Genomic DNA, 20,122 nt, shown 5'->3' on the forward strand with positions numbered 1-20,122 from the left:
CGAACTCTATAAATAGGAAGATAGCTCTAAATAGTTCAAACTGTAGGTGGGCGCCCAAGGAGCTTGAATACAGATAATACTCAAAACAATTCGAACTCTATAAATAGGAAGATAGCTCTAAATAGTTCAAGCTGTAGGTAGGCGCCAAGCGAAGATATCCCTAGGAGCATACGCCAGTATGTGACTAGGGTAGCTGAGTGTAGGCAACACCCCTACGGCTTGAAATATGACGAGATATCAGTCTTCTTTTTCCTTAAGGGGGAGCAAAGCCCTAATCGCAAACCCGCCGCGCTCACTTTTGTGGATCTCTATACTCCCTTCATGGGCATCCACTATACGGCGTATAATCGCTAGCCCCAAGCCAGTTCCTTTGTTGCTCCGCGCTTTTTCACCTTGCACAAAGGGTTGGAATAAACGGTGGATATCTTCGTCTTTGATACCTGCGCCGTCATCTTCCACTTGGAACCACACAAAATCTTCGGTTTTTCCGCTGCTGACTTTGATCCAGCCATTTCCATAGCGATAAGCATTCACAATCATATTGGTGATTGCGCGCTTAATCGCTAGCGGGTTACCGTTCACAACCATTGAGCCTGGTTCTAACGCCGTTTCGATTTCGCCGATCACATTGCTTTCGGAGTTTACAGCTTCCATTAAGATAGCGTTGAGGTCGCAGAACTCCATATCCATCTCTTGGCCTGTTTTCAGGTAAGACATGAATTGGCCGATAATCGCATCACACTCTTCAATATCTTTATTGATAGACTCCGCCAGATAGCTGTCTTCTGGGCTCATCATTTCTGTGGCTAAACGAATACGGGTTAACGGTGTTCTTAAGTCATGGCTGACCCCTGCCATCAAAACAGTTCGGTCATTTTCTAAAGTTTTGATCCCTGCGGCCATATGGTTAAAAGACCGAATTGCTGCTCTAACTTCCGTTGCCCCCTTTTCTTGCATCGGGGGCAAGACAAAGCCCTTTCCGACCTCCCCTGCGTGGTACTCCAATTCAAGCAATGGCTTGTTTTGGTAGCGAATATACAGCCATACCCCGGCAAAAATCGTGAGGAAAATCGTTAAGGTATACCTGAATACAAGGGAGAATTGATTTTGACCAATTTCAGTCAGAGGAACTCGCACCCAGATATCAGGAGCGAGGTAAGACGTTAACCATAAAATCGGATAATCACGGCCAAGTTCGAGGTGAACACTCGCCTTTCCGCCTAGGTATTGCGACATGTGTTCGCTCAGAAAATCATACTCTTTAGCCCAGTTCAACCCCTCTTCCATTGCAGCCGAATGGGCATAGAACGTGATACCTAATTCGTTGTAGATTTTCTTACGCAAAGCGGGAGAAACTCGCACTGAGGTTCCATCTTGCAGCACCATTTTCTCGGTCATCAATGTTCTTACTTCGTACGCAAGGACTTTATTGAATTGCTGTAAGCTTGGCATCACAACAAAATTCAATACGACCATGTAGCTGGTCACTAAACTTGCGAACAGCAGTGCAACAAACAAGAACAACGAACGAGAAAATGTACTACGTCGTGAGAACCTCAGTCGCTTCATGCTTTACTTCCATCCGGAACAAACACATAGCCCAAGCCCCAAACCGTTTGAATATAACGTGGGTGCGCAGGGTCTTCTTCAACCATACGACGCAGGCGTGAAATTTGAACGTCGATAGAACGCTCCATCGCACTATACTCGCGCCCTCTCGCTAAGCTCATCAGCTTGTCACGAGATAACGGTTCCCTTGGGTAAGAAACCAACACTTTTAATACCGCGAACTCACCGCTGGTCAATGGCATATTTTCATCACCTTGGAACATTTCACGCGTTCCGAGGTTCAGTTTAAATTTACCAAAGGTAATCACCGCATCATCTTGAGATGGCGCACCCGGTAATTCATTCGCTTGACGACGTAATACCGCACGAATACGTGCAAGCAATTCACGTGGGTTAAACGGTTTTGGAATATAGTCATCCGCACCGATTTCTAAACCTACGATACGGTCAACTTCTTCACCCTTCGCCGTGACCATAATGATAGGAATTGGGTTATTTTGGCTACGTAAACGACGGCAAATTGATAAACCATCTTCACCCGGAAGCATTAAATCTAACACGATCAGATGAATAGATTCCCTCGTCAGGATCCTGTCCATTTGTTCAGCGTTTGCAGCACTCCTTACCTGAAAGCCTTGTTCAGTGAGGTAACGCTCCAGCAGTGCACGTAAACGCATATCATCATCGACGACAAGAACTTTATAACTTTCCTGCATTTTGTAGCCCTCAAGATGTGCATCTTTTAAATTATTGTTCTAAAAGTGAACAAAAACACGTTTAATGTTCACTAATTTACCACTAACCATAGATTTAATGAATCATTTTACACTTCAGTCGGTTAGTGGCTTATAGCTTATGTCTAACACAAAATAGGTGACTTCACCGCCCGGCGTATTCACTGTAATTTCATCATCGACCTGCTTGCCAATCAGGGCGCGAGCAACAGGAGAGTCAATTGAAATCCATTGTTTTGCCGGATTGAACTCATCCGCACCTACTATGCGGAATATTCTGATATTTTCATTATCATCTTCAAGTTTAACCCATGCGCCAAAAAAGACACGGCCTTCTTGGCGAGGATCAGGCTCAATTATTCTGAGCTGATCTAACCTTTTAGATAAAAAACGAATGCGTCGGTCTATTTCACGCAACCTTTTTTTACCATAAATATATTCTGCATTTTCCGAGCGATCCCCTTGTGCCGCAGCCTCTGACACTGATTGAGTCACTCTAGGTCGTTCTTCTTTCCACAGATACTTTAGCTCTTGGTCGAGCGCATCCCAACCTTCGCGCGTTATTAATAGACTTTTCGCCATAACCTTAGAATATTAGTCAAAGAAAACAATAATTATAATATTTTATAGAACATAATCTGAGACTTTCCTACCAATAGACCGAAATTCAGTCTGGAAATTCTCGCTACCACCAAGTATAACAGTGCAGTAAATTTTTTAACTGTTCTTTCAGTAGGTATTTAAACACGACATGAATGAAACTCTAAGCCAAATTATTGCAGCTGAACTGCAAGCCCAACCGAAACAGGTTTTTTCTGCCATCACTTTATTGGATGAAGGCAATACTGTCCCGTTTATCGCGCGTTACCGTAAAGAGGTTACCGGAGGGTTGGACGATACCCAGCTTCGCCAGCTGGAAAGTCGCTTAGGGTACTTACGTGAACTGAACGACCGTAAGCAAACCATTCTAAAATCGATTGAAGAGCAAGGGAAATTATCCCCTGAACTCGCTTCTGCGATTAATACCACGCTCAATAAAACCGAACTTGAAGACCTGTATTTACCTTACAAACCGAAACGTCGTACTCGTGGGCAAATCGCTATTGAAGCGGGGCTTGAGCCATTAGCGGATACGTTGTGGACAGACCCAAGTCAATCCCCTGAAGCACTCGCTCAAACGTATATCGATGCAGATAAAGGCGTTGCGGATGTGAAAGCGGCCTTAGATGGCGCACGTTATATCCTGATGGAGCGTTTCGCCGAAGATGCAGCCTTATTAGCCAAAGTTCGTGACTATATTTGGAAAAATGCCCACCTCGTTTCTGTCGTTGCAGAGGGTAAACAGGCTGAAGGCGTCAAATTTAGTGATTACTTCGAGCATCACGAACCTGTTTCACAAGTGCCTTCACACCGCGCACTGGCCATGTTCCGTGGACGCAACGAAGGGGTTTTACAGCTTTCGTTAAATTGCGATCCTCAATTCGATGAACCACCAAAAGAAAGTTATTGCGAAGAGATTATTACTCGCCACTTAGATGTGCGTTTGAATAACGCCCCTGCTGACCAATGGCGTAAAGCGGTGATCAGCTGGACATGGCGCGTCAAAGTATTACTGCACTTAGAAACGGAAGTGATGAGTTCTTTGCGCGAAAAAGCCGAAGAGGAAGCAATTAACGTTTTTGCCCGTAACCTCAGTGACTTACTGATGGCTGCACCGGCAGGTATGCGTGCAACGATGGGCCTCGATCCGGGTCTGCGTACTGGGGTGAAAGTCGCTGTTGTGGATGCGACAGGGAAACTTATTGCCACCGACACTATCTACCCACACACCGGCCAAGCAGCGAAAGCGGCAACTATCGTCGCTGCTCTATGCCAGAAACATAACGTGGAGTTAGTGGCGATTGGTAATGGTACGGCATCCCGTGAAACGGAGCGCTTCTTTGCAGAAGTGCAAAAACAATACCCTGAAGTCACTGCGCAAAAAGTGATTGTCAGTGAAGCGGGTGCATCAGTGTACTCCGCCTCTGAACTGGCTGCGCTAGAATTCCCAACCTTAGATGTTTCTTTACGTGGTGCCGTGTCGATTGCTCGCCGTTTGCAAGACCCGCTGGCTGAGCTGGTTAAAATCGACCCGAAATCTATCGGGGTAGGCCAATATCAGCATGACGTCAGCCAAACTCAACTTGCCCGCAAGTTGGATGCCGTTGTCGAAGACTGCGTAAACTCCGTAGGTGTAGACTTAAATACCGCCTCAGTCGCCTTGCTGACTCGCGTTGCAGGCCTGAGCAAAATGATCGCGCAGAACGTGGTTGATTGGCGCGATGAAAACGGCCAATTCAATGACCGAAAACAGTTACTGAAAGTGGCTCGCCTTGGGCCTAAAGCCTTTGAACAATGTGCAGGGTTCCTGCGTATCACCAATGGCGAAAACCCGCTGGATGCATCAACGGTTCACCCTGAAGCTTACCCTATCGTTGAAAAAATTCTGCAAACTGTCCGCCAGCCGCTGAAAGAAATTATGGGTAATTCACAAGTGCTCAATGCCCTGAGCCCGCGTGATTTCACAACAGAGCAGTTTGGTGTCCCAACGGTTACGGATATTATCAAAGAGCTAGAAAAACCGGGTCGTGACCCACGTCCTGAGTTTAAAACTGCCACCTTTGCTGAAGGTGTGGAAACGATGAATGACCTCGTTTCTGGCATGATTTTAGAAGGCGCGGTGACCAATGTGACCAACTTTGGTGCATTTGTGGATATCGGTGTACACCAAGACGGCTTAGTGCATATCTCTTCACTCTCCAACAGTTACGTCGAAGACCCACACAAAGTGGTGAAAGCGGGCGATATTGTGAAAGTGAAAGTATTGGATGTCGATATTGCCCGCAAGCGTATCGCCCTCACCATGCGCTTGGACGAGCAAGCGGGGGATTCTAACAGCGCACCTCGTAAAGCTGCACCTGCACAAGATAAAAACGCACGTAAAGCCCCTGCACCTCGTGGTAACTCGCGCCAAAATACGAATTCATCAGGCAACAGTGCGATGAGCGATGCCCTTGCTGCTGCATTTGGTAAAAAGAAGTAATCTGATTAAGCTAAATACCCCAATAAATTCATTGGGGTATTTAGTATTCTCTAGAAATATCTTCACTGATAAATTAATAAACAAATTCAATATATTGTTCAAAAATCAATCCATTCAATGCGTTCCGTCTTATCCCATCGCTATCTAAAAAACACCGCTAACTCCATGCTTCGTTGATCCACATCAAGTCAAATTGACGAAAAAAGAGGCTAAATATAACAAAAGGTGGATGATTATGATTCTCATTGTTAATTAGATTTATTTTTGTTTTTCTCAGCGTTGTGCTTGTAGATAGAAACTTTTCTAACAATAATTATCAGTATCATTATGAATTGAATCGTTAGGAAGATAATAGGAAGACACTATGGCTATACTTCCTCAATGCAGTTACAAAATTCTAGGCTTCTCCCCCGAGATAAGCCCTGCATACCGACAAAAATTATTGTCTCTCGGTTTATTACCGGGCTCCGTTTTTAAAGTGGTGCGTTTAGCGCCTTTTGGCGATCCTGTACAAATCGAAACTCACCGCGTCAGCTTAGTGCTGCGTAAAAAGGATCTCGCCCTACTAAACCTTGATGAAGCGCCTACCGCTTAAGTCTTCTTTTTTGATTATTGGCAAACACTATGAAACGATTGACTATCGGCTTAATTGGTAACCCCAATGCAGGTAAAACAACCCTTTTTAACCAGCTAACAGGGTCAAGACAGCGCGTCGGTAACTGGGCTGGCGTCACCGTTGAGCGCAAGGTTGGCCGCTTCCACACGGATGACCACAAGATTGAGCTTGTCGACCTCCCCGGTACTTACTCACTCACCACTATTTCTGAACAGACCTCCCTCGACGAACAAATTGCCTGCTACTTTATTTTAAGTGGCGAAGCCGACATGTTAATTAACGTTGTGGATGCGTCGAACTTAGAGCGCAACCTCTACCTGACATTGCAATTAGTTGAGTTAGGCGTCCCATGTATTGTCGCCCTGAATATGTTGGATATTGCCCAAAGCCAGCATATTGATATCGATATTGCCGAATTGGAAAAACAACTGGGTTGCCCTGTGATCCCAATGGTTTCAACCCGTGCAACGGGCATTGATAAACTGAAAAAAGCCATTGATACTCACCCGCAAAATAACCAAAAAGCCCTTGTTGAATATCCACCACAGCTATTACACGCTGTTGATTCATTATCTGAACAAATTTCAACGCAACAATTTAGCCAACAACAGCGCCGCTGGTTAGCCCTGCAAATTCTAGAAGGGGATATTTATAGCCGTCAGCGTGCTGAAATTTCGGAAACGCAATTACAAACGACTCGCCAACAACTCAATGAAACATTAAATGAAGAGCCTGAACTGCTAATTGCCGATGCGCGTTATCAATCTATTGCAACCATCTGCCAAGCGGCGATCAACAATAGTGCGGCTGAACCTAACCGACTGACACAATCACTGGATAGATTTATCCTCAACCGCTGGTTAGGCGTACCGATTTTCTTATTTGTGATGTACCTGATGTTCGTCCTTGCCATCAATATTGGTGGGGCACTTCAACCGTTCTTTGAAGGGGCTTCTGAGGCGATATTTATCCATGGTATTCAGTGGGTTGGTGCCTACTTCAGTTTCCCTGATTGGCTCACAATATTCCTCGCACAAGGTGTCGGTGGCGGTATTAATACCGTTCTGCCATTGGTGCCACAAATCGGGATGATGTACCTGTTCCTTTCCATCCTTGAAGACTCTGGCTATATGGCTCGTGCGGCTTTTGTGATGGATCGATTGATGCAAGCGCTGGGCCTACCGGGCAAATCATTTGTTCCATTAATCGTCGGCTTTGGGTGTAACGTCCCATCAATTATGGGCGCTCGCACCCTTGATGCCCCACGTGAAAGGCTGATTACCGTCCTGATGGCGCCGTTTATGTCTTGCGGTGCAAGGCTGGCAATCTTCGCGGTATTTGCCGCGGCCTTCTTTGGTAAAAATGGCGCAAGTGTCGTGTTCTCCCTGTATATTTTAGGGATTGTGGTGGCTATCCTCACGGGGCTTTTACTCAAGCACACCCTGATGCGTGGTGAAGCATCGCCATTCGTGATGGAGTTACCGGTGTACCACGTGCCACACGTCAAAACGTTGTTAATTCAAACGTGGCAGCGCTTAAAAGGCTTTGTGGTGCGTGCAGGTAAAGTCATCGTCGTGGCGAGTATCTTTATCGGTGCGCTCAATAGCTTCTCGTTCTCAGGTAAACCCGTTGATAACATTAATGATTCCGCTCTGGCTTCCGTCAGTAAAGTGATCACCCCTGCATTACAGCCAATCGGTGTTCATGCCGACAACTGGCAAGCAACCGTGGGCTTGATTACTGGTGCGATGGCAAAAGAAGTGGTTGTTGGGACGTTAAACACCCTGTATACCGCCGAAGCGATTACCTCCGAGCCGTTCGATGCAGAATCTTTCAACTTATGGGAAGAACTTGAAGATGCGGTCTCTGAAACATGGGATAGCTTAAAAGGCACCTTTACCTTAAGCGCGTTATCGAACCCAATCGAAGCCAGCAAAGGTGATGGCGAAATGGAATCAGGCTCGATGGGCACCATGGCTGCGAAATTTGGCTCTGGTATTGCTGCCTATAGCTACCTGATTTTCGTCTTACTGTATGTGCCTTGCGTGTCAGTCATGGGGGCGATTGCTCGCGAAACAAACAAAAGCTGGATGAGTTTCTCCATCTTCTGGGGACTGAATGTGGCTTATAGCCTGTCAGCGCTGTTTTACCAAACCGCGACGTTCAGTGAGCATCCGCAAAGTAGCTTAATCACCATCATCGCTGTTGTGGTATTTAATATTGCCCTGTTCATGTTCCTGCGCCGCATACGTAGCCGCGTGACGTTGAATATTAAAAGCAAAACCGCACAGCAGTGCTCTGGCTGCTCAAACACAGCATGCCACTAGGCATGAAGGACTAAACGATGATCAGCTTGCTGCAAGTAAGAGATTTGATTGCTTTATACGGGCAAGCTGACATCGCGTTACTCAGCGAACAACTCAAAACCCCAACGCCAATGATAAAAGCGATGGTGGAAAAGTTGGAAAGCTTGGGGAAAATTGAGCGGGTGGATATAAGCGCCTGCTTAACGGGCTCTAGCTGCAAAGGCTGCCCAGAAAGCACCGACTGCGCCCATTTTGTTTATAAGATAAAGTAAGCTAAGCAGAAGGCTGCAAGGCGCCTTTTTATCGATGGATTTTTTACCTACACATTAAAGGGCATAGGCTTTTTATTGTCGAATAAATGCTTTCTATTATGCTATATTCATATTACATAACCTAAATTCAAGGGAGTGTCGTATGGCATATAAATATGACCCTGTATCGAAAACACTCATTGATACTGACGCAAAATTCAGTTTTGAAACTGTACCTAATTATGATGAACTTTACTACCAAGCAAATCTCACAAAAATTAGGGGGATCCTGAATAATGAAAAAGACGATGATAATGTCGCAGCTATAATCACCATTGAAGAAGCGGATTATATTTTAAAAAACTTATCGACTCCGACGCCTTTCAAAGATCCCAAAGAAACACTATTTGGTATTGGCGATTTTATTTCTAATTACTCATCAAATATCTATGAGGCTCATCGTGTTACTAGAATTATCAACGAATTTAGAAATATTAATATCCAAGCAACTGAATATGTTGGCCCAAACGGTAATGTTTATATTCGCCTATCTGGGCATGCTGGAGTTAGAGCTTACTTAAATGGGACTCGGTATTTAATCAACAATCCTCGCATTCTATACATGGGTGTAGGAACCCAAGGTATGAATAACATATCCGTTGGTGCAGCTCGATTTGCAATCGTTTTTTCAGCAGCTTACAGAGTAGTAGAATTAATATTCAAAAGTGAATATACGCTAGTAGATTTTTTTGTAAACATCACGATGGATATGGCAAAGCTAGCCATTAGCACTCAGATAACAGCAGCCATAACAGGAGGTTTAGCTACCGCTGCTTTAGCGGCTGGAACAAGTGTCATACTTGTAGCTTTAGGAGTATTTGCTGTGGGGGTATCCGTAGGGTTACTGTTGTTCTGGTTAGATGATGAATTCCAAATTAGCGCAACTATTATTAAAGGCTTAAAAACCCACAGAGCAAGGAAACCTGAAACACCTTATCACCCAGACCAATTTTTCTCACAGTGGGGGAGGTTCAGTCGTGGTTAAATTAGAGCCCGTAAAGTTAATCCTATCATCTATAGCTCTTTTACTTTTAGCAATCTTCGGAATTTATCTATCATCAACATATTATATTGATTACTTTCAAATGAGGCCTAGAATTCTATTCTCATTTCAAACCGGGTTCCTGTGTTTTGCAGCCCCTTTGATATTATATTTTTCATATTATAGTTTTATATTAGGATACAAAAAAGAACTACAAAAAATGAATAATAAATTAGCTAGTTTGTTTGCTGGAATCGGGGTGGCAGGCATCATATTTAGTTTTTTCTTTTCGGCCTATGTCAGTATTGATTTAACTTCAAAAGGCTACTACACGTGCTACAAATCATCTATTTTTGCACCAAATGAATATGTTATATCAAAAGAGATGTGTAAATAATATGCATCTCTTTTGATACTAAAATTACTTAACCATCTCACTATTGATACTATAGCTTGATGTGTTCGCCATTAAATGGCTTCTTGATATAGATTCGTATTTCATTTGAACTCGTTGGTATGGCATGGATTCATTATCTTTTATTGAGTCAGGAAATATGTCCGATATTTCAATTATAGACACGCCAGTGAGTTTAATTTCGTAGTATTTTTCAAGTTGACCCGCTTGACTGGTGCGGTAAAACATAAATTTTGCTTCTAGCACTTCGTTACTATCCAAAGCTACCGACAGTAAGGGAGATGATTTATCAACCGGCTTAGTAAATACGATGGGCTTATATGACGCATTCTGCTCGCGAAAAGAACCGCTATTTAGGCCTATTACTTGAATTTCGTCTTCATGACCTATCTGATAGCGATTACCGATGGAATCTTGAGAAGAGCACCCTGCCGAAATCAAACCTTGGTTTTTACCTTTCAAAACTAAATACGTCGGATATGTCATAACTCTTCCTTTTAATCGTAATCAAGATACATAACAGCCACATAAATTTAAGTTAAGAATATTATTCTAAAGTAAAATTCAATGTCGCCCAAACTTAAAATGCCCCCAATTTGAAGTCCCCCCATAAATTTGGACACTTTTATTTAGGAGTACAGGGTGACTATCGTCTTAAACAACTTCAGCCCCGCGATGGGGCTATGATGAGTAAAATAAACACAATGGAAAATAACCTTAATGGCTGATGGCGCGCTTTACTCTTCCAATCGGCTTTGGAAATCCAGCAAATATTCACAAAACTCATCGGGATGTGAAATAAACGGTGCATGAGCGCTATTGCGCATAATAACGGACGGGGAGTTTGGGTAAAGCTCATCCAATACAGGCACCATCTTACGGGGCACAAGGCCATCAAGGTAACCATAAATCCGTAAGAACGGCACTGGCAGGCTTTTTAATTCCTCTCGTAAATCTTCTGTTCGTAATGATTCAAGCCCTGCATTTAACGTTTCTACCGTTGGAATAGGCTGTTCAAGCACCACCGATTTTAAGGTACGCGCATCATTACGGGCGCTTTCTGTGCCTAAGGTTTGCAATGCTAAAAAACGTTCGACAGTGCGATGAAAATCCGCGGCAAGCTGCTGCTCAAAGCCCAATAACACCTCGGGACGAATACCCGCCCAATCCCCATCGGCTTTAAAGCAAGGGGAAGATGCCACGGTGATCAGCCCTTGAACTTCATAAGGGTGATCCAGTGCAATGCGACTGGCAACTAATCCCCCCAGCGACCACCCTAACCAAATGGCGTTTTTCGGGGCGTGTTCCCACAAAATATCTGCCATGGATTGAATGTTCATTGGCGCAAAATCTTGGCTTCGGCCATAACCCGGCAAGTCAACGAGATGAACACGAAAATGCGAAGCGATTCGAGGAATAATGGTTTGCCAAACTTGCGCATTCAACCCCCATCCGTGCAGCAGCACAAGATCTTGTTTTCCTTCGCCGACGGTCTGCCAATATAGCTTTGCCATGGTTACACTCTCTTTATTCAATCAACATTTTTAACGGAATATCATCATGCTATCAATGGAAGGGGCGTGTTGGCTTTGTCATCAATCACTTAGCAAAAGCAGCCAAGGTATTTGCAGCTTTTGCCTTAAAGGCTTACCAACGATGCCGAAGTGCTGCCCACGCTGCGCATTGCCCAGTGAACTCGATATGCTGCACTGTGGTCGCTGCTTAAAACAGCCCCCAGCTTGGCAACGGTTGATTACCGTCACACCCTATAAAAACCCATTACGTAAGCTTATTCATCACTTTAAGTTTAATCAACAATCGCAGCTCGCTTTTGCTTTAGCGCGCATTTTTGTTTTGTTTTGGCTACAAGGCTACCGCGAAAATGCATGGCAAAAACCCGACCTCATCGTCACCATTCCCTTGCATCGTCACCGATTATGGTGGCGAGGATTTGACCACATGGCATTAATAGGCGAAAATTTATCCAGATGGTTAAATATCCCCTATTCGCAAAATTCATTACTCCGTAGTCGTGATACACTGGCGCAGATTACACTAAAACGTGAACATCGCCGAAAAAACCTAAAGGGAGCATTTACCTTAGAAACTGCGGTTTCTGACCTACATGTCGCTGTCCTTGATGATGTTATCACGACAGGTTCGACAATGAATGCGGCGGCACAATTGTTGATTTGTGCGGGTGCACGCACTGTTGATGCATGGTCACTCTGTCGCACCTTGTAGGAAAGGGGTAAATGGGCGTATTATAACCAACTAAAGCAGTCAACTATTATTGAGCAAATGATTATGATTAATATTACTGAAGCAGCACAGGCTCATTTTGCCAAGTTGTTGGAAAATCAAGAGCCAGGAACCCAAATCCGTGTATTTGTCATCAACCCGGGTACACCGACAGCTGAGTGTGGCGTGTCATACTGCCCACCGGGTGCCGTTGAAGCAACAGATAAGGAACTGAAGTTCGAGAAATTATCTGCTTATGTTGATGAAATTAGCGCACCTTTCTTAGAAGAAGCGGAAATTGATTTCGTTACCGACCAACTGGGCTCACAACTGACCCTTAAGGCACCAAACGCGAAAATGCGCAAAGTCTCTGATGATGCACCATTAATCGAGCGTGTTGAGTACGTTTTACAGTCACAAATTAACCCACAATTAGCCAGCCACGGCGGCCGTGTTTCCCTGATGGAAATCACCGATGAAGGCTTTGCTATCCTGCAATTTGGCGGTGGTTGTAACGGTTGTTCTATGGTCGATGTCACCTTAAAAGAAGGTATCGAAAAAGAATTACTGAAAATGTTTGATGGTGAGCTAAAAGGCGTTAAAGACCTGACTGAGCACCAACGTGGCGAGCACTCTTTCTATTAATTGCCACTGACATCTGGCACCTGTTTTTCTGCTTACAGGTGCCGAATTTGTTTTTTATGGGGTTTTCCCCACTATATTCGGTATTTTATGGACCATTTTGAGACACTAACACCAGAGCAAGCTTATCAACATTGGTTGGAAAGCACTGCCGTACTTGTTGATGTACGTGATCCACAAAGCTTCCGCGCAGGTCATGCCAGCGGCGCTTATCACCTCACCAATGAGTCGCTGAGCCAATTTTTAGAACAAACGGATTATGAACAACCCGTTATGGTGATGTGCTACCACGGGCACAGCAGCCAAGGCGCAGCACAGTATCTAATCAATATCGGCTATGAATCTGTTTACAGCATTAATGGCGGGTTTGAAGCCTGGTTAAGGGAATATCCACAAGCCGTCACGGCGCTCTAGACGAGAAAACGCATTCATGATCCACATCACTTCCTTTGCTAACCCAAGAATGGCGCAGGCATTTGTTGACTATATGGCAGGGCAAAATATTCATTTAAGCCTTCAGCCATCTCAAGAACAAGCGCTATATGAACTTTGGTTGGAAGATGACCAATTTCTTAATCAAGTCCGTCAAGAACTTGATACTTTCCTGCAAAATCCTAATGACCCACGCTACCTTGCTGCCAGCTGGCAAACGGGTAATGCCGATACGCAATTTCAATACCGCAATTTCCTCACTTGGGGCTACCTAAAAGAACAATCAGGCCCACTAACAATTGCTGTTATTCTGCTATCGATTATTGTATATCTTTGGGTAGAAATGACTGATGCGCGGGAAGTATTACGTTACTTAGCGTGGCCAATTGGCGACCAACAATCCGAACTTTGGCGTTGGATTAGCCCCGCATTTGTCCATTTTTCACTGTCGCATATTGGGTTTAACCTTGCGCTATGGTGGTTTCTAGCAGGCCAAGTTGAACGCAAGCTAGGAACAGGGAAGCTCTTTACCATTTTATTAGTCTCCGCCCTGTTTAGTAACTGGGGGCAATCGCTGTTTAGTGAAAACAACTTTGGGGGCTTATCGGGTGTCGTTTATGCCTTAGTCAGCTACGCTTGGCTGACAGGTGAGCGCAACCCAGAAAGCGGTGTGAATGTTCCCCGAGGGTTAATGATCTTCTCAATTATCTGGCTCTTTTTCGGTTACTTCGATATTTTAGGTATGCATATTGCTAATGCCGCACACACTTCAGGGTTAATTATCGGCTTATTGATGGGAGTGTGGGATAATAGGCACAGTTTTATAAAACACCAGAGTTCCAGATAATACATTTTAATAATTAGAGGCTAACGCTGTGAAACAAACCCAGAGACATGATGCAATCGTTGAACTTGTGCGTCTTCAGGGATATGTCAGTACTGAAGAACTTGTCGAGCACTTTGAGGTTAGCCCTCAAACCATTCGACGAGACCTCAATGACCTCGCTGAGCAAAATAAAATTCAGCGACACCACGGTGGCGCAGCACTGCCTTCAAGCTCCGTAAACGCGGCGTATAATGACCGTAAAATCATGTGGTCAGACGAAAAAGCCCGTATTGCGCAGCATGTCGCTAGCCAAATTCCTGATGGCGCGACGTTATTTATTGATATCGGGACGACACCTGAAGCCGTTGCCCATGCACTGGTGAACCATAAAAACCTGCGAGTGGTGACCAATAACCTCAACGTTGCCACGTTACTGATGCCAAAAGAAGACTTCCGCTTAATTTTAGCGGGGGGTGAAGTACGCTCGCGTGATGGTGGTATTGTGGGTGAAGCTACCCTCGATTTTATCTCTCAATTTAGATTGGATTACGGTATCCTCGGTATTAGCGGCATTGATATGGACGGCTCGCTACTGGAGTTCGATTATCATGAAGTACGAACTAAACGCGCTATTATTGAGAATTCACGTTGCGTGATGTTAGTCACAGACCACTCTAAATTTGGCCGTAATGCGATGGTCAACCTCGGTAACATGAACTTAATCGACTATTTATTTACCGACAAACAACCACCAGACAGTATTCTCAAAGTAATTGAGCAACATAACGTCCAGCTCGAACTTTGCTAATCAAATCATGATGTTCATGATGGCAGTGCCCTTGCGCTGCTATCATGCTTATTAATACCCCCCTGTTTTAACGTCCACCTCTCGCTATTCTGTGTTCTTTTTCGCTCGAAACCTCGTTTTTTCCTTTGTAAATAACATTATTTTAAATGTGGGTATTGAAAAAAAATTGTTATCGATATCACGCAGTTGTTATTTTTTCTTCATTATTAGTTGGCATACTAATTGAATTTGATTACAATCAAATGAGCGAAAACGAACATTATTGAAAGTGTTTCGAACATCTCAGGGGGATGCATGGAAACTAAAGACTTGATTGTCATCGGCGGCGGGATCAACGGCGCTGGTATTGCAGCTGATGCTGCAGGTCGTGGATTATCGGTATTGCTGCTCGAAGCTCAAGACTTAGCGAGTGCAACCTCATCAGCGAGTTCAAAGCTGATCCACGGTGGCTTACGCTACCTCGAACATTATGAATTCAGATTAGTCAGTGAAGCACTGGCTGAGCGCGAAGTCCTATTACGACTGGCACCGCATATTGCGTTTCCAATGCGCTTTCGTTTACCACACCAACCTCATTTACGCCCAGCTTGGATGATCCGTATTGGCCTGTTCCTTTATGACCATTTAGGTAAACGTGTAAGCCTACCAAGTAGCAAAAGCTTAAAGTTCAACCAGAACTCTGTCCTGAAACCTGAATTAACCAAAGGGTTTGAATACTCTGACTGTTGGGTTGATGATGCGCGTTTAGTTGTTCTAAACGCTCAAGAAGTGGTACGTAAGAATGGTGAAGTTCGTACTCGCACAAAAGTAACGCGTGCTTATCGTGAAAATGGCTTATGGGTCGTTGAAGCACAAGACTTACGTACGGGCGAAACTCATACTTGGAAAGCGAAAGGACTGGTTAATGCGACGGGTCCATGGGTAAAAGAATTCTTTGACGATGGTTTGAAATTAAAATCGCCATACGGTATTCGCTTAATCAAAGGTAGCCATATTGTTGTTCCACGTGCTCACGATGAACCGCAAGCTTACATCCTGCAAAACGAAGATAACCGCATTGTCTTTGTTATTCCATGGATGGATGAGTTCTCAATCATCGGTACAACGGATGTGGAATACAAAGGCGATCCAAAAGACGTCAAGATTGATGATAAAGAAGTTAGCTATTTGCTTAAAGTGTATAACGACCACTTCAAAAAACAGTTAACGGTTGAAGATGTGGTATGGGATTACTCAGGGGTTCGCCCATTGTGTGATGATGAGTCTGACTCACCACAAGCGATTACCCGTGACTACACATTAGATATTCACGATGAGCAAGGGCAAGCACCGTTACTGTCTGTATTCGGTGGTAAATTAACTACTTATCGTAAATTAGCTGAAGCCGCTGTGAACAAACTGGCCACCTACTACCCGAACGCAGGTAGCCCGTGGACTAAAAATGGTCAATTACCGGGTGGTGATATAGAAGGTTGTGACCGTGATGGTTATGCACGTGTATTACGTCAACATTATCAATGGCTTCCAGAAGGCATTGCGCTGCGTTATGCAAGAACTTACGGCAGTAACAGCAAACTCATTTTAGAAGGCGCAAATTCGCTCAGCGATCTTGGAGAATCATTCGGTGCCAACGTCTATGAAGCCGAACTGCGTTACTTAGTGAAAAATGAGTGGGTAACAGAATTAGATGATGCCATCTGGCGTCGTACTAAATTGGGCATGTGGCTGAATGATTCAGAAAAACAGCGCATTGCACAATGGTTGTCAGAGCATACCTCTGCATAATCGTAAAAATCTCGTTGTTAGTACAAAGCCAGTCAAATGACTGGCTTTTTTATATTTAAAGCCTATAGGTTGCTTAAATTGATTTTCTTTGCCTATAATGTGCTCGTCTTTTATCCTATCACTTAACTTAGCAGGTACTCCCTACGATGAATTAAGCACTGCCAGAAAATATTTTCCAATACCACTTTGGTATTCATTTTTCTGTTCCTGGCAGGCAACGCTATTCATCGACGCTTCTTGATAAGTCAACGACGTTGTCTGCACTCTTTATTTTTGGAGGTGCCTATGACAATTGCGTGTCACTTTTCACAACTGAATATCGAATTTAACCAAACGCCCCTATTCCCCCCTTTAAGCGGAACGTTATCTTGCCAAAAAAATGCCTTAATTGGTCATAATGGGCGAGGTAAATCGGTGCTTATGAAGCTGCTTGCTCAAGTTCTACCGCCTACGCAGGGGAGTGTGCATTGGAATATGCCCTTTATCCATATTAATCAGCTCACCCGCTTAACAGGCGAAACGCTGATCGATGCTTTAGGTATTACGGAGCTGTATCATGCTTTTTCTCGCATTGAATCAGGTAATGGCTCACAGCGCGATTTTGAGCAAGTAGACGACAAATGGCATTTACCATCTCAATGGCAAAGTTTATTGGATTCCGCTCGGTTACCCATTTCGATGGACACCCCTATCGCCCATCTTAGCGGGGGCGAACGCACACGCCTTGCCCTATGCCGTGCCTTTTTACAGCAAGATAGCTTCTTACTGCTTGATGAACCAGATAACCATTTGGATGCAACTAGCCGTCAGTGGCTAAGCCAAAAACTGACTGAGCACCGAGCTGGTAGCCTTGTTATCTCTCATAACCGAGCACTGTTAAATGAAATGGACACAATTTTTGAACTCACCGAGAAAGGCTTGCAAGAATACGGAGGGAATTATGGGTTATATGACACTCAGAAAAATTTCGAAATTGCCGCAATTGATGCTCAAGCTGAGCGTTTAGAAAAGCGCATTAACCAAGAGAAAAAGCAGCAACAGGCCACGTTGCAAAAGGCCGCTCAGCGAAAAAAGCAGGGAGAAAAAATCCGTTATGGTGGTTCTCAATCCTTATTGCTACTCGATATGCAGAAAAACCGTGCGGAAAAAAGGCAGTCTAATGTTGCCGACCGACATCAGCGAGTGATGGATAACTTGCAAGGCCAACAACAAGAAAATCAAGAGAAAATACACCATACTAAGCAGCAAAAAATGATCATTGACTACCAGAGCGAGGGGAAAAAAGTGACAGTTTTCGCTTCAGATCTTTGCTTACCCTATGGCCATTTATCACCGCTGTCATTCACCATATACAGTGGGGAACATTGGCATATTCAAGGTGATAATGGTTGTGGCAAATCCACTTTACTCAAGGTACTTGCGGGGCATCTCCACGCTCAATCAGGTGAATCTCGTTTAAGTGGCCATTTTTGTTATTTAGATCAACACTTAAACTTGCTCGATAAAACGCTACCAGTTGGCGAGGCCCTACATCAATACCAACCCTCATTTACTGTTGAGCAGTGGCGAACACAACTGGGAATGTTGCGGATCCGGGGTGATAAATCCTTGTTGCCATTACAGCAACTGAGCGGCGGCGAACAGCTCAAAGCTACATTATTAGCCCTGACCCATAGCCCAAACCCACCGGCGATTTTGTTACTCGACGAACCAGATAACCATCTGGATTTAGAATCGAAGCAGTTACTGGAGAATTTATTAAGTAATTACCAAGGTACATTGCTACTGGTTTCCCATGATGACGTCTTTATTGAGCGCTGCAATATTACCCATACATTGAATCTTTCTCGTGAGTAGAATGATGAGCCGCCTTCAAGAAAGGCGGTTCATTTTTAGCGAATAAACGTGTTTTTGACGCGGTTAGAGACTAAAAGGTACGGTATCCATAACACACAATAGAAACTGCCATTAATTGCAGTGATAACATTTGAGTAATTGATTTCCATGCCGAATGCATAAGGGAAGACAAAGCGAGAAGCAAACACCATCAAGGTGTACAACAACATGGTTATGATAAATAACCACTTAGCACTTTTTTTCCATTTAACTGCCGCGATAAAGTTCCACAATAGTAATGCAATGATTACCCCATAACCCGTTTGTAACAGGTAATAAGCCGTTGAAAACCCTGACACATAAAAGTCGGAATCAACCTGCGTGGCAAGCGGCCACACTGTTTTCACTTGGGTGATGTCTTGCATTAGCATCATGACCATTTTATACAACATATAAAACAGCCCAATGACTGGCCAAATCAACCAACCCCCTAGCCCTTCAAGCGATTTTTTCGGCGCAGGTTGTGGGACGACTTGAGCGGCAACCTGCTCTAATTGAACAGTGGGTTGAGAATTCTCCATTTAACGAACCTTTTTATCCTGTATTTTCTCTTCAATGTATTCTTTGAGTACAATCGCTTGATTATGTTCTGTATTTTTTGCGCTATACAATAGCGTCAAGTTGCCTCGTTGCGCCTGTGCAACTAACGCTTTCCACGCCTGCGTATTATTTAATTCTTCATGATATTGCTGCACAAATTGCTCGAATTGGTCGGTATGTTGATGGAACCACTTACGTAGTTCGTTAGAAGGAGCGACCTCTTTGTTCCACTCATCACACTGTAAATCAGCTTTTTTAATTCCTCTGGGCCACAGCCTGTCGACCAAAACACGGTAACCATCATTTTCAGTTGTCGGGTCGTACACTCTTTTGCAATAAATCATCACTTCACCTCTATGACGGTATTTAATTCACAAAAGTATTTTTTACACGCTTAGAAACCAAAAAATACGGTATCCAAATTGCGCAGCCAATCAGAGCACGAAGAATATCGCGAATATCTGACGCTTCAACCTCTAAATCTAATAATGTGCCTGCCAGTATAATATCTGAAACCGTCAACACTAAAGCAAATAGCTGGAAGAAAATGTAAATTTTAATCGTGAGCTTTTTCTTCGTAAAAAAGACATAACACAAGAAAAGTAATAAAGCGTATAGAATCGCATTCCCTAAAAGCTCAAAATAAATAAGTTCTTTAAACAAGGGAATGAATGTATCAAATTGAGGGTTGGTTAACTCATCCCAATACTCAATAACCTGAATATTTTGCCCATAAATCGCAAATGGGAGAATAATAATGGATAGCACAATCCCTAACATAGGCAAAATTAGCCAACCACCAATCCCTGTTAATTCAGGTACAGGCTTAGAAGGGATTGGCGGGTTATGAGATGAACTGCAATCTTCAGTTTTCATTTCACTTCCTTATTAAATATAAACGCCATGTCATTTACGAAATAATCAATCTTATTAAGAT

General features: G+C 43.8%; 21 protein-coding genes. 13 read left to right on the forward strand and 8 right to left on the reverse strand.

All coding sequences use genetic code 11. The features are described from left to right. Positions 1-237: 237 nt before the first annotated feature. From envZ to greB, 3 genes are all read right to left on the reverse strand, one after another. Positions 238-1,569 (reverse strand): two-component system sensor histidine kinase EnvZ, encoded by a 1,332-nt coding sequence (gene envZ / locus AC4IFO_RS09560; protein ID WP_490733812.1) that lies wholly within the window; start codon positions 1,567-1,569, stop codon positions 238-240. After that, positions 1,566-2,285: an osmolarity response regulator transcription factor OmpR gene (gene ompR, locus AC4IFO_RS09565; RefSeq protein ID WP_042847751.1), complete on the reverse strand. Its 720-nt coding sequence runs from the start codon at positions 2,283-2,285 to the stop codon at positions 1,566-1,568. Before ompR ends, envZ begins: the two co-directional genes overlap by 4 nt. 114 nt (positions 2,286-2,399) lie before the next feature. Next, the gene (greB, locus tag AC4IFO_RS09570; RefSeq protein ID WP_490733814.1) at positions 2,400-2,885 is read right to left on the reverse strand and encodes a transcription elongation factor GreB; all 486 of its coding nucleotides are present in this window, start codon (positions 2,883-2,885) and stop codon (positions 2,400-2,402) included. A gap of 169 nt (positions 2,886-3,054) precedes the next feature. Here greB and AC4IFO_RS09575 point away from each other — a divergent pair, with 169 nt between their 5' ends. From AC4IFO_RS09575 to AC4IFO_RS09600, 6 genes are all read left to right on the forward strand, one after another. Beyond that, a complete protein-coding gene (locus AC4IFO_RS09575; RefSeq protein ID WP_490733816.1) occupies positions 3,055-5,385 on the forward strand; it encodes a Tex family protein in 2,331 nt (776 codons plus the stop codon). Between the two features lie 364 nt (positions 5,386-5,749). Continuing rightward, a complete protein-coding gene (gene feoA, locus AC4IFO_RS09580; RefSeq protein ID WP_047756225.1) occupies positions 5,750-5,980 on the forward strand; it encodes a ferrous iron transporter A in 231 nt (76 codons plus the stop codon). Positions 5,981-6,009: 29 nt separating this feature from the next. After that, positions 6,010-8,328: a Fe(2+) transporter permease subunit FeoB gene (feoB, locus tag AC4IFO_RS09585; protein WP_490733818.1), complete on the forward strand. Its 2,319-nt coding sequence runs from the start codon at positions 6,010-6,012 to the stop codon at positions 8,326-8,328. A 17-nt stretch (positions 8,329-8,345) separates the two neighbouring features. Continuing rightward, on the forward strand, positions 8,346-8,579 hold the full coding sequence (locus AC4IFO_RS09590) for a FeoC-like transcriptional regulator (RefSeq protein ID WP_490733820.1): 234 nt from the start codon (positions 8,346-8,348) through the stop codon (positions 8,577-8,579). A gap of 142 nt (positions 8,580-8,721) precedes the next feature. Continuing rightward, positions 8,722-9,603, forward strand: a complete 882-nt coding sequence (locus tag AC4IFO_RS09595; protein ID WP_490733822.1) for a hypothetical protein — start codon at positions 8,722-8,724, stop codon at positions 9,601-9,603. A 100-nt stretch (positions 9,604-9,703) separates the two neighbouring features. Further along, positions 9,704-9,997: a DUF1240 domain-containing protein gene (locus AC4IFO_RS09600; RefSeq protein ID WP_490734100.1), complete on the forward strand. Its 294-nt coding sequence runs from the start codon at positions 9,704-9,706 to the stop codon at positions 9,995-9,997. A 24-nt stretch (positions 9,998-10,021) separates the two neighbouring features. Here the strand turns inward: AC4IFO_RS09600 and AC4IFO_RS09605 are convergent, their stop codons facing one another. After that, entirely contained in the window at positions 10,022-10,501 is a 480-nt protein-coding gene (locus AC4IFO_RS09605) for an Hcp family type VI secretion system effector (RefSeq protein ID WP_490733824.1), read from the reverse strand. Between the two features lie 251 nt (positions 10,502-10,752). Continuing rightward, entirely contained in the window at positions 10,753-11,529 is a 777-nt protein-coding gene (gene bioH, locus AC4IFO_RS09610) for a pimeloyl-ACP methyl ester esterase BioH (RefSeq protein WP_490733826.1), read from the reverse strand. A 46-nt stretch (positions 11,530-11,575) separates the two neighbouring features. Here bioH and AC4IFO_RS09615 point away from each other — a divergent pair, with 46 nt between their 5' ends. The 7 genes from AC4IFO_RS09615 to AC4IFO_RS09645 all read left to right on the forward strand — a co-directional run bounded on the left by AC4IFO_RS09615 (position 11,576) and on the right by AC4IFO_RS09645 (position 18,606). Further along, positions 11,576-12,259: a DNA utilization protein GntX gene (locus AC4IFO_RS09615; protein ID WP_490733828.1), complete on the forward strand. Its 684-nt coding sequence runs from the start codon at positions 11,576-11,578 to the stop codon at positions 12,257-12,259. 63 nt (positions 12,260-12,322) lie between these two features. Then, on the forward strand, positions 12,323-12,901 hold the full coding sequence (gene nfuA / locus AC4IFO_RS09620) for a Fe-S biogenesis protein NfuA (protein WP_047756247.1): 579 nt from the start codon (positions 12,323-12,325) through the stop codon (positions 12,899-12,901). Positions 12,902-12,988: 87 nt separating this feature from the next. Further along, positions 12,989-13,312: a thiosulfate sulfurtransferase GlpE gene (gene glpE, locus AC4IFO_RS09625; RefSeq protein ID WP_219245354.1), complete on the forward strand. Its 324-nt coding sequence runs from the start codon at positions 12,989-12,991 to the stop codon at positions 13,310-13,312. A 16-nt stretch (positions 13,313-13,328) separates the two neighbouring features. Then, entirely contained in the window at positions 13,329-14,177 is an 849-nt protein-coding gene (gene glpG / locus AC4IFO_RS09630) for a rhomboid family intramembrane serine protease GlpG (protein ID WP_490733831.1), read from the forward strand. Between the two features lie 28 nt (positions 14,178-14,205). Then, positions 14,206-14,964: a DeoR/GlpR family transcriptional regulator gene (locus AC4IFO_RS09635; protein ID WP_004262881.1), complete on the forward strand. Its 759-nt coding sequence runs from the start codon at positions 14,206-14,208 to the stop codon at positions 14,962-14,964. 294 nt (positions 14,965-15,258) lie between these two features. After that, complete coding sequence (gene glpD / locus AC4IFO_RS09640) at positions 15,259-16,749, forward strand: glycerol-3-phosphate dehydrogenase (protein ID WP_490733833.1); 1,491 nt, start codon at positions 15,259-15,261, stop codon at positions 16,747-16,749. 285 nt (positions 16,750-17,034) lie between these two features. Continuing rightward, positions 17,035-18,606, forward strand: a complete 1,572-nt coding sequence (locus AC4IFO_RS09645) for an ATP-binding cassette domain-containing protein (protein ID WP_490733835.1) — start codon at positions 17,035-17,037, stop codon at positions 18,604-18,606. A 35-nt stretch (positions 18,607-18,641) separates the two neighbouring features. On the opposite strand, the gene AC4IFO_RS09650 is transcribed toward AC4IFO_RS09645, so the two are convergent. Genes AC4IFO_RS09650 through AC4IFO_RS09660 form a run of 3 tightly spaced genes read right to left on the reverse strand, consistent with a single transcriptional unit; the run spans position 18,642 to position 20,061 of the window. Beyond that, the gene (locus tag AC4IFO_RS09650) at positions 18,642-19,166 is read right to left on the reverse strand and encodes a DUF2569 family protein (protein WP_490733837.1); all 525 of its coding nucleotides are present in this window, start codon (positions 19,164-19,166) and stop codon (positions 18,642-18,644) included. After that, positions 19,167-19,529, reverse strand: a complete 363-nt coding sequence (locus AC4IFO_RS09655; RefSeq protein WP_490733839.1) for a DUF488 domain-containing protein — start codon at positions 19,527-19,529, stop codon at positions 19,167-19,169. Positions 19,530-19,551: 22 nt separating this feature from the next. Further along, complete coding sequence (locus AC4IFO_RS09660) at positions 19,552-20,061, reverse strand: DUF2569 domain-containing protein (protein ID WP_490733841.1); 510 nt, start codon at positions 20,059-20,061, stop codon at positions 19,552-19,554. Positions 20,062-20,122 lie beyond the last annotated feature (61 nt).

Source organism: Providencia sp. UF-224 (assembly GCF_058245955.1).

Bases quoted from the DNA above. Each gene is read 5' to 3' on its own strand.
- envZ (WP_490733812.1), bottom strand. From the start codon at position 1,569: ATGAAGCGACTGAGGTTCTCACGACGTAGTACATTTTCTCGTTCGTTG.
- ompR (WP_042847751.1), bottom strand. From the start codon at position 2,285: ATGCAGGAAAGTTATAAAGTTCTTGTCGTCGATGATGATATGCGTTTA.
- greB (WP_490733814.1), bottom strand. From the start codon at position 2,885: ATGGCGAAAAGTCTATTAATAACGCGCGAAGGTTGGGATGCGCTCGAC.
- AC4IFO_RS09575 (WP_490733816.1), top strand. From the start codon at position 3,055: ATGAATGAAACTCTAAGCCAAATTATTGCAGCTGAACTGCAAGCCCAA.
- feoA (WP_047756225.1), top strand. From the start codon at position 5,750: ATGGCTATACTTCCTCAATGCAGTTACAAAATTCTAGGCTTCTCCCCC.
- feoB (WP_490733818.1), top strand. From the start codon at position 6,010: ATGAAACGATTGACTATCGGCTTAATTGGTAACCCCAATGCAGGTAAA.
- AC4IFO_RS09590 (WP_490733820.1), top strand. From the start codon at position 8,346: ATGATCAGCTTGCTGCAAGTAAGAGATTTGATTGCTTTATACGGGCAA.
- AC4IFO_RS09595 (WP_490733822.1), top strand. From the start codon at position 8,722: ATGGCATATAAATATGACCCTGTATCGAAAACACTCATTGATACTGAC.
- AC4IFO_RS09600 (WP_490734100.1), top strand. From the start codon at position 9,704: ATGAGGCCTAGAATTCTATTCTCATTTCAAACCGGGTTCCTGTGTTTT.
- AC4IFO_RS09605 (WP_490733824.1), bottom strand. From the start codon at position 10,501: ATGACATATCCGACGTATTTAGTTTTGAAAGGTAAAAACCAAGGTTTG.
- bioH (WP_490733826.1), bottom strand. From the start codon at position 11,529: ATGGCAAAGCTATATTGGCAGACCGTCGGCGAAGGAAAACAAGATCTT.
- AC4IFO_RS09615 (WP_490733828.1), top strand. From the start codon at position 11,576: ATGCTATCAATGGAAGGGGCGTGTTGGCTTTGTCATCAATCACTTAGC.
- nfuA (WP_047756247.1), top strand. From the start codon at position 12,323: ATGATTAATATTACTGAAGCAGCACAGGCTCATTTTGCCAAGTTGTTG.
- glpE (WP_219245354.1), top strand. From the start codon at position 12,989: ATGGACCATTTTGAGACACTAACACCAGAGCAAGCTTATCAACATTGG.
- glpG (WP_490733831.1), top strand. From the start codon at position 13,329: ATGATCCACATCACTTCCTTTGCTAACCCAAGAATGGCGCAGGCATTT.
- glpD (WP_490733833.1), top strand. From the start codon at position 15,259: ATGGAAACTAAAGACTTGATTGTCATCGGCGGCGGGATCAACGGCGCT.
- AC4IFO_RS09645 (WP_490733835.1), top strand. From the start codon at position 17,035: ATGACAATTGCGTGTCACTTTTCACAACTGAATATCGAATTTAACCAA.
- AC4IFO_RS09650 (WP_490733837.1), bottom strand. From the start codon at position 19,166: ATGGAGAATTCTCAACCCACTGTTCAATTAGAGCAGGTTGCCGCTCAA.
- AC4IFO_RS09655 (WP_490733839.1), bottom strand. From the start codon at position 19,529: ATGATTTATTGCAAAAGAGTGTACGACCCGACAACTGAAAATGATGGT.
- AC4IFO_RS09660 (WP_490733841.1), bottom strand. From the start codon at position 20,061: ATGAAAACTGAAGATTGCAGTTCATCTCATAACCCGCCAATCCCTTCT.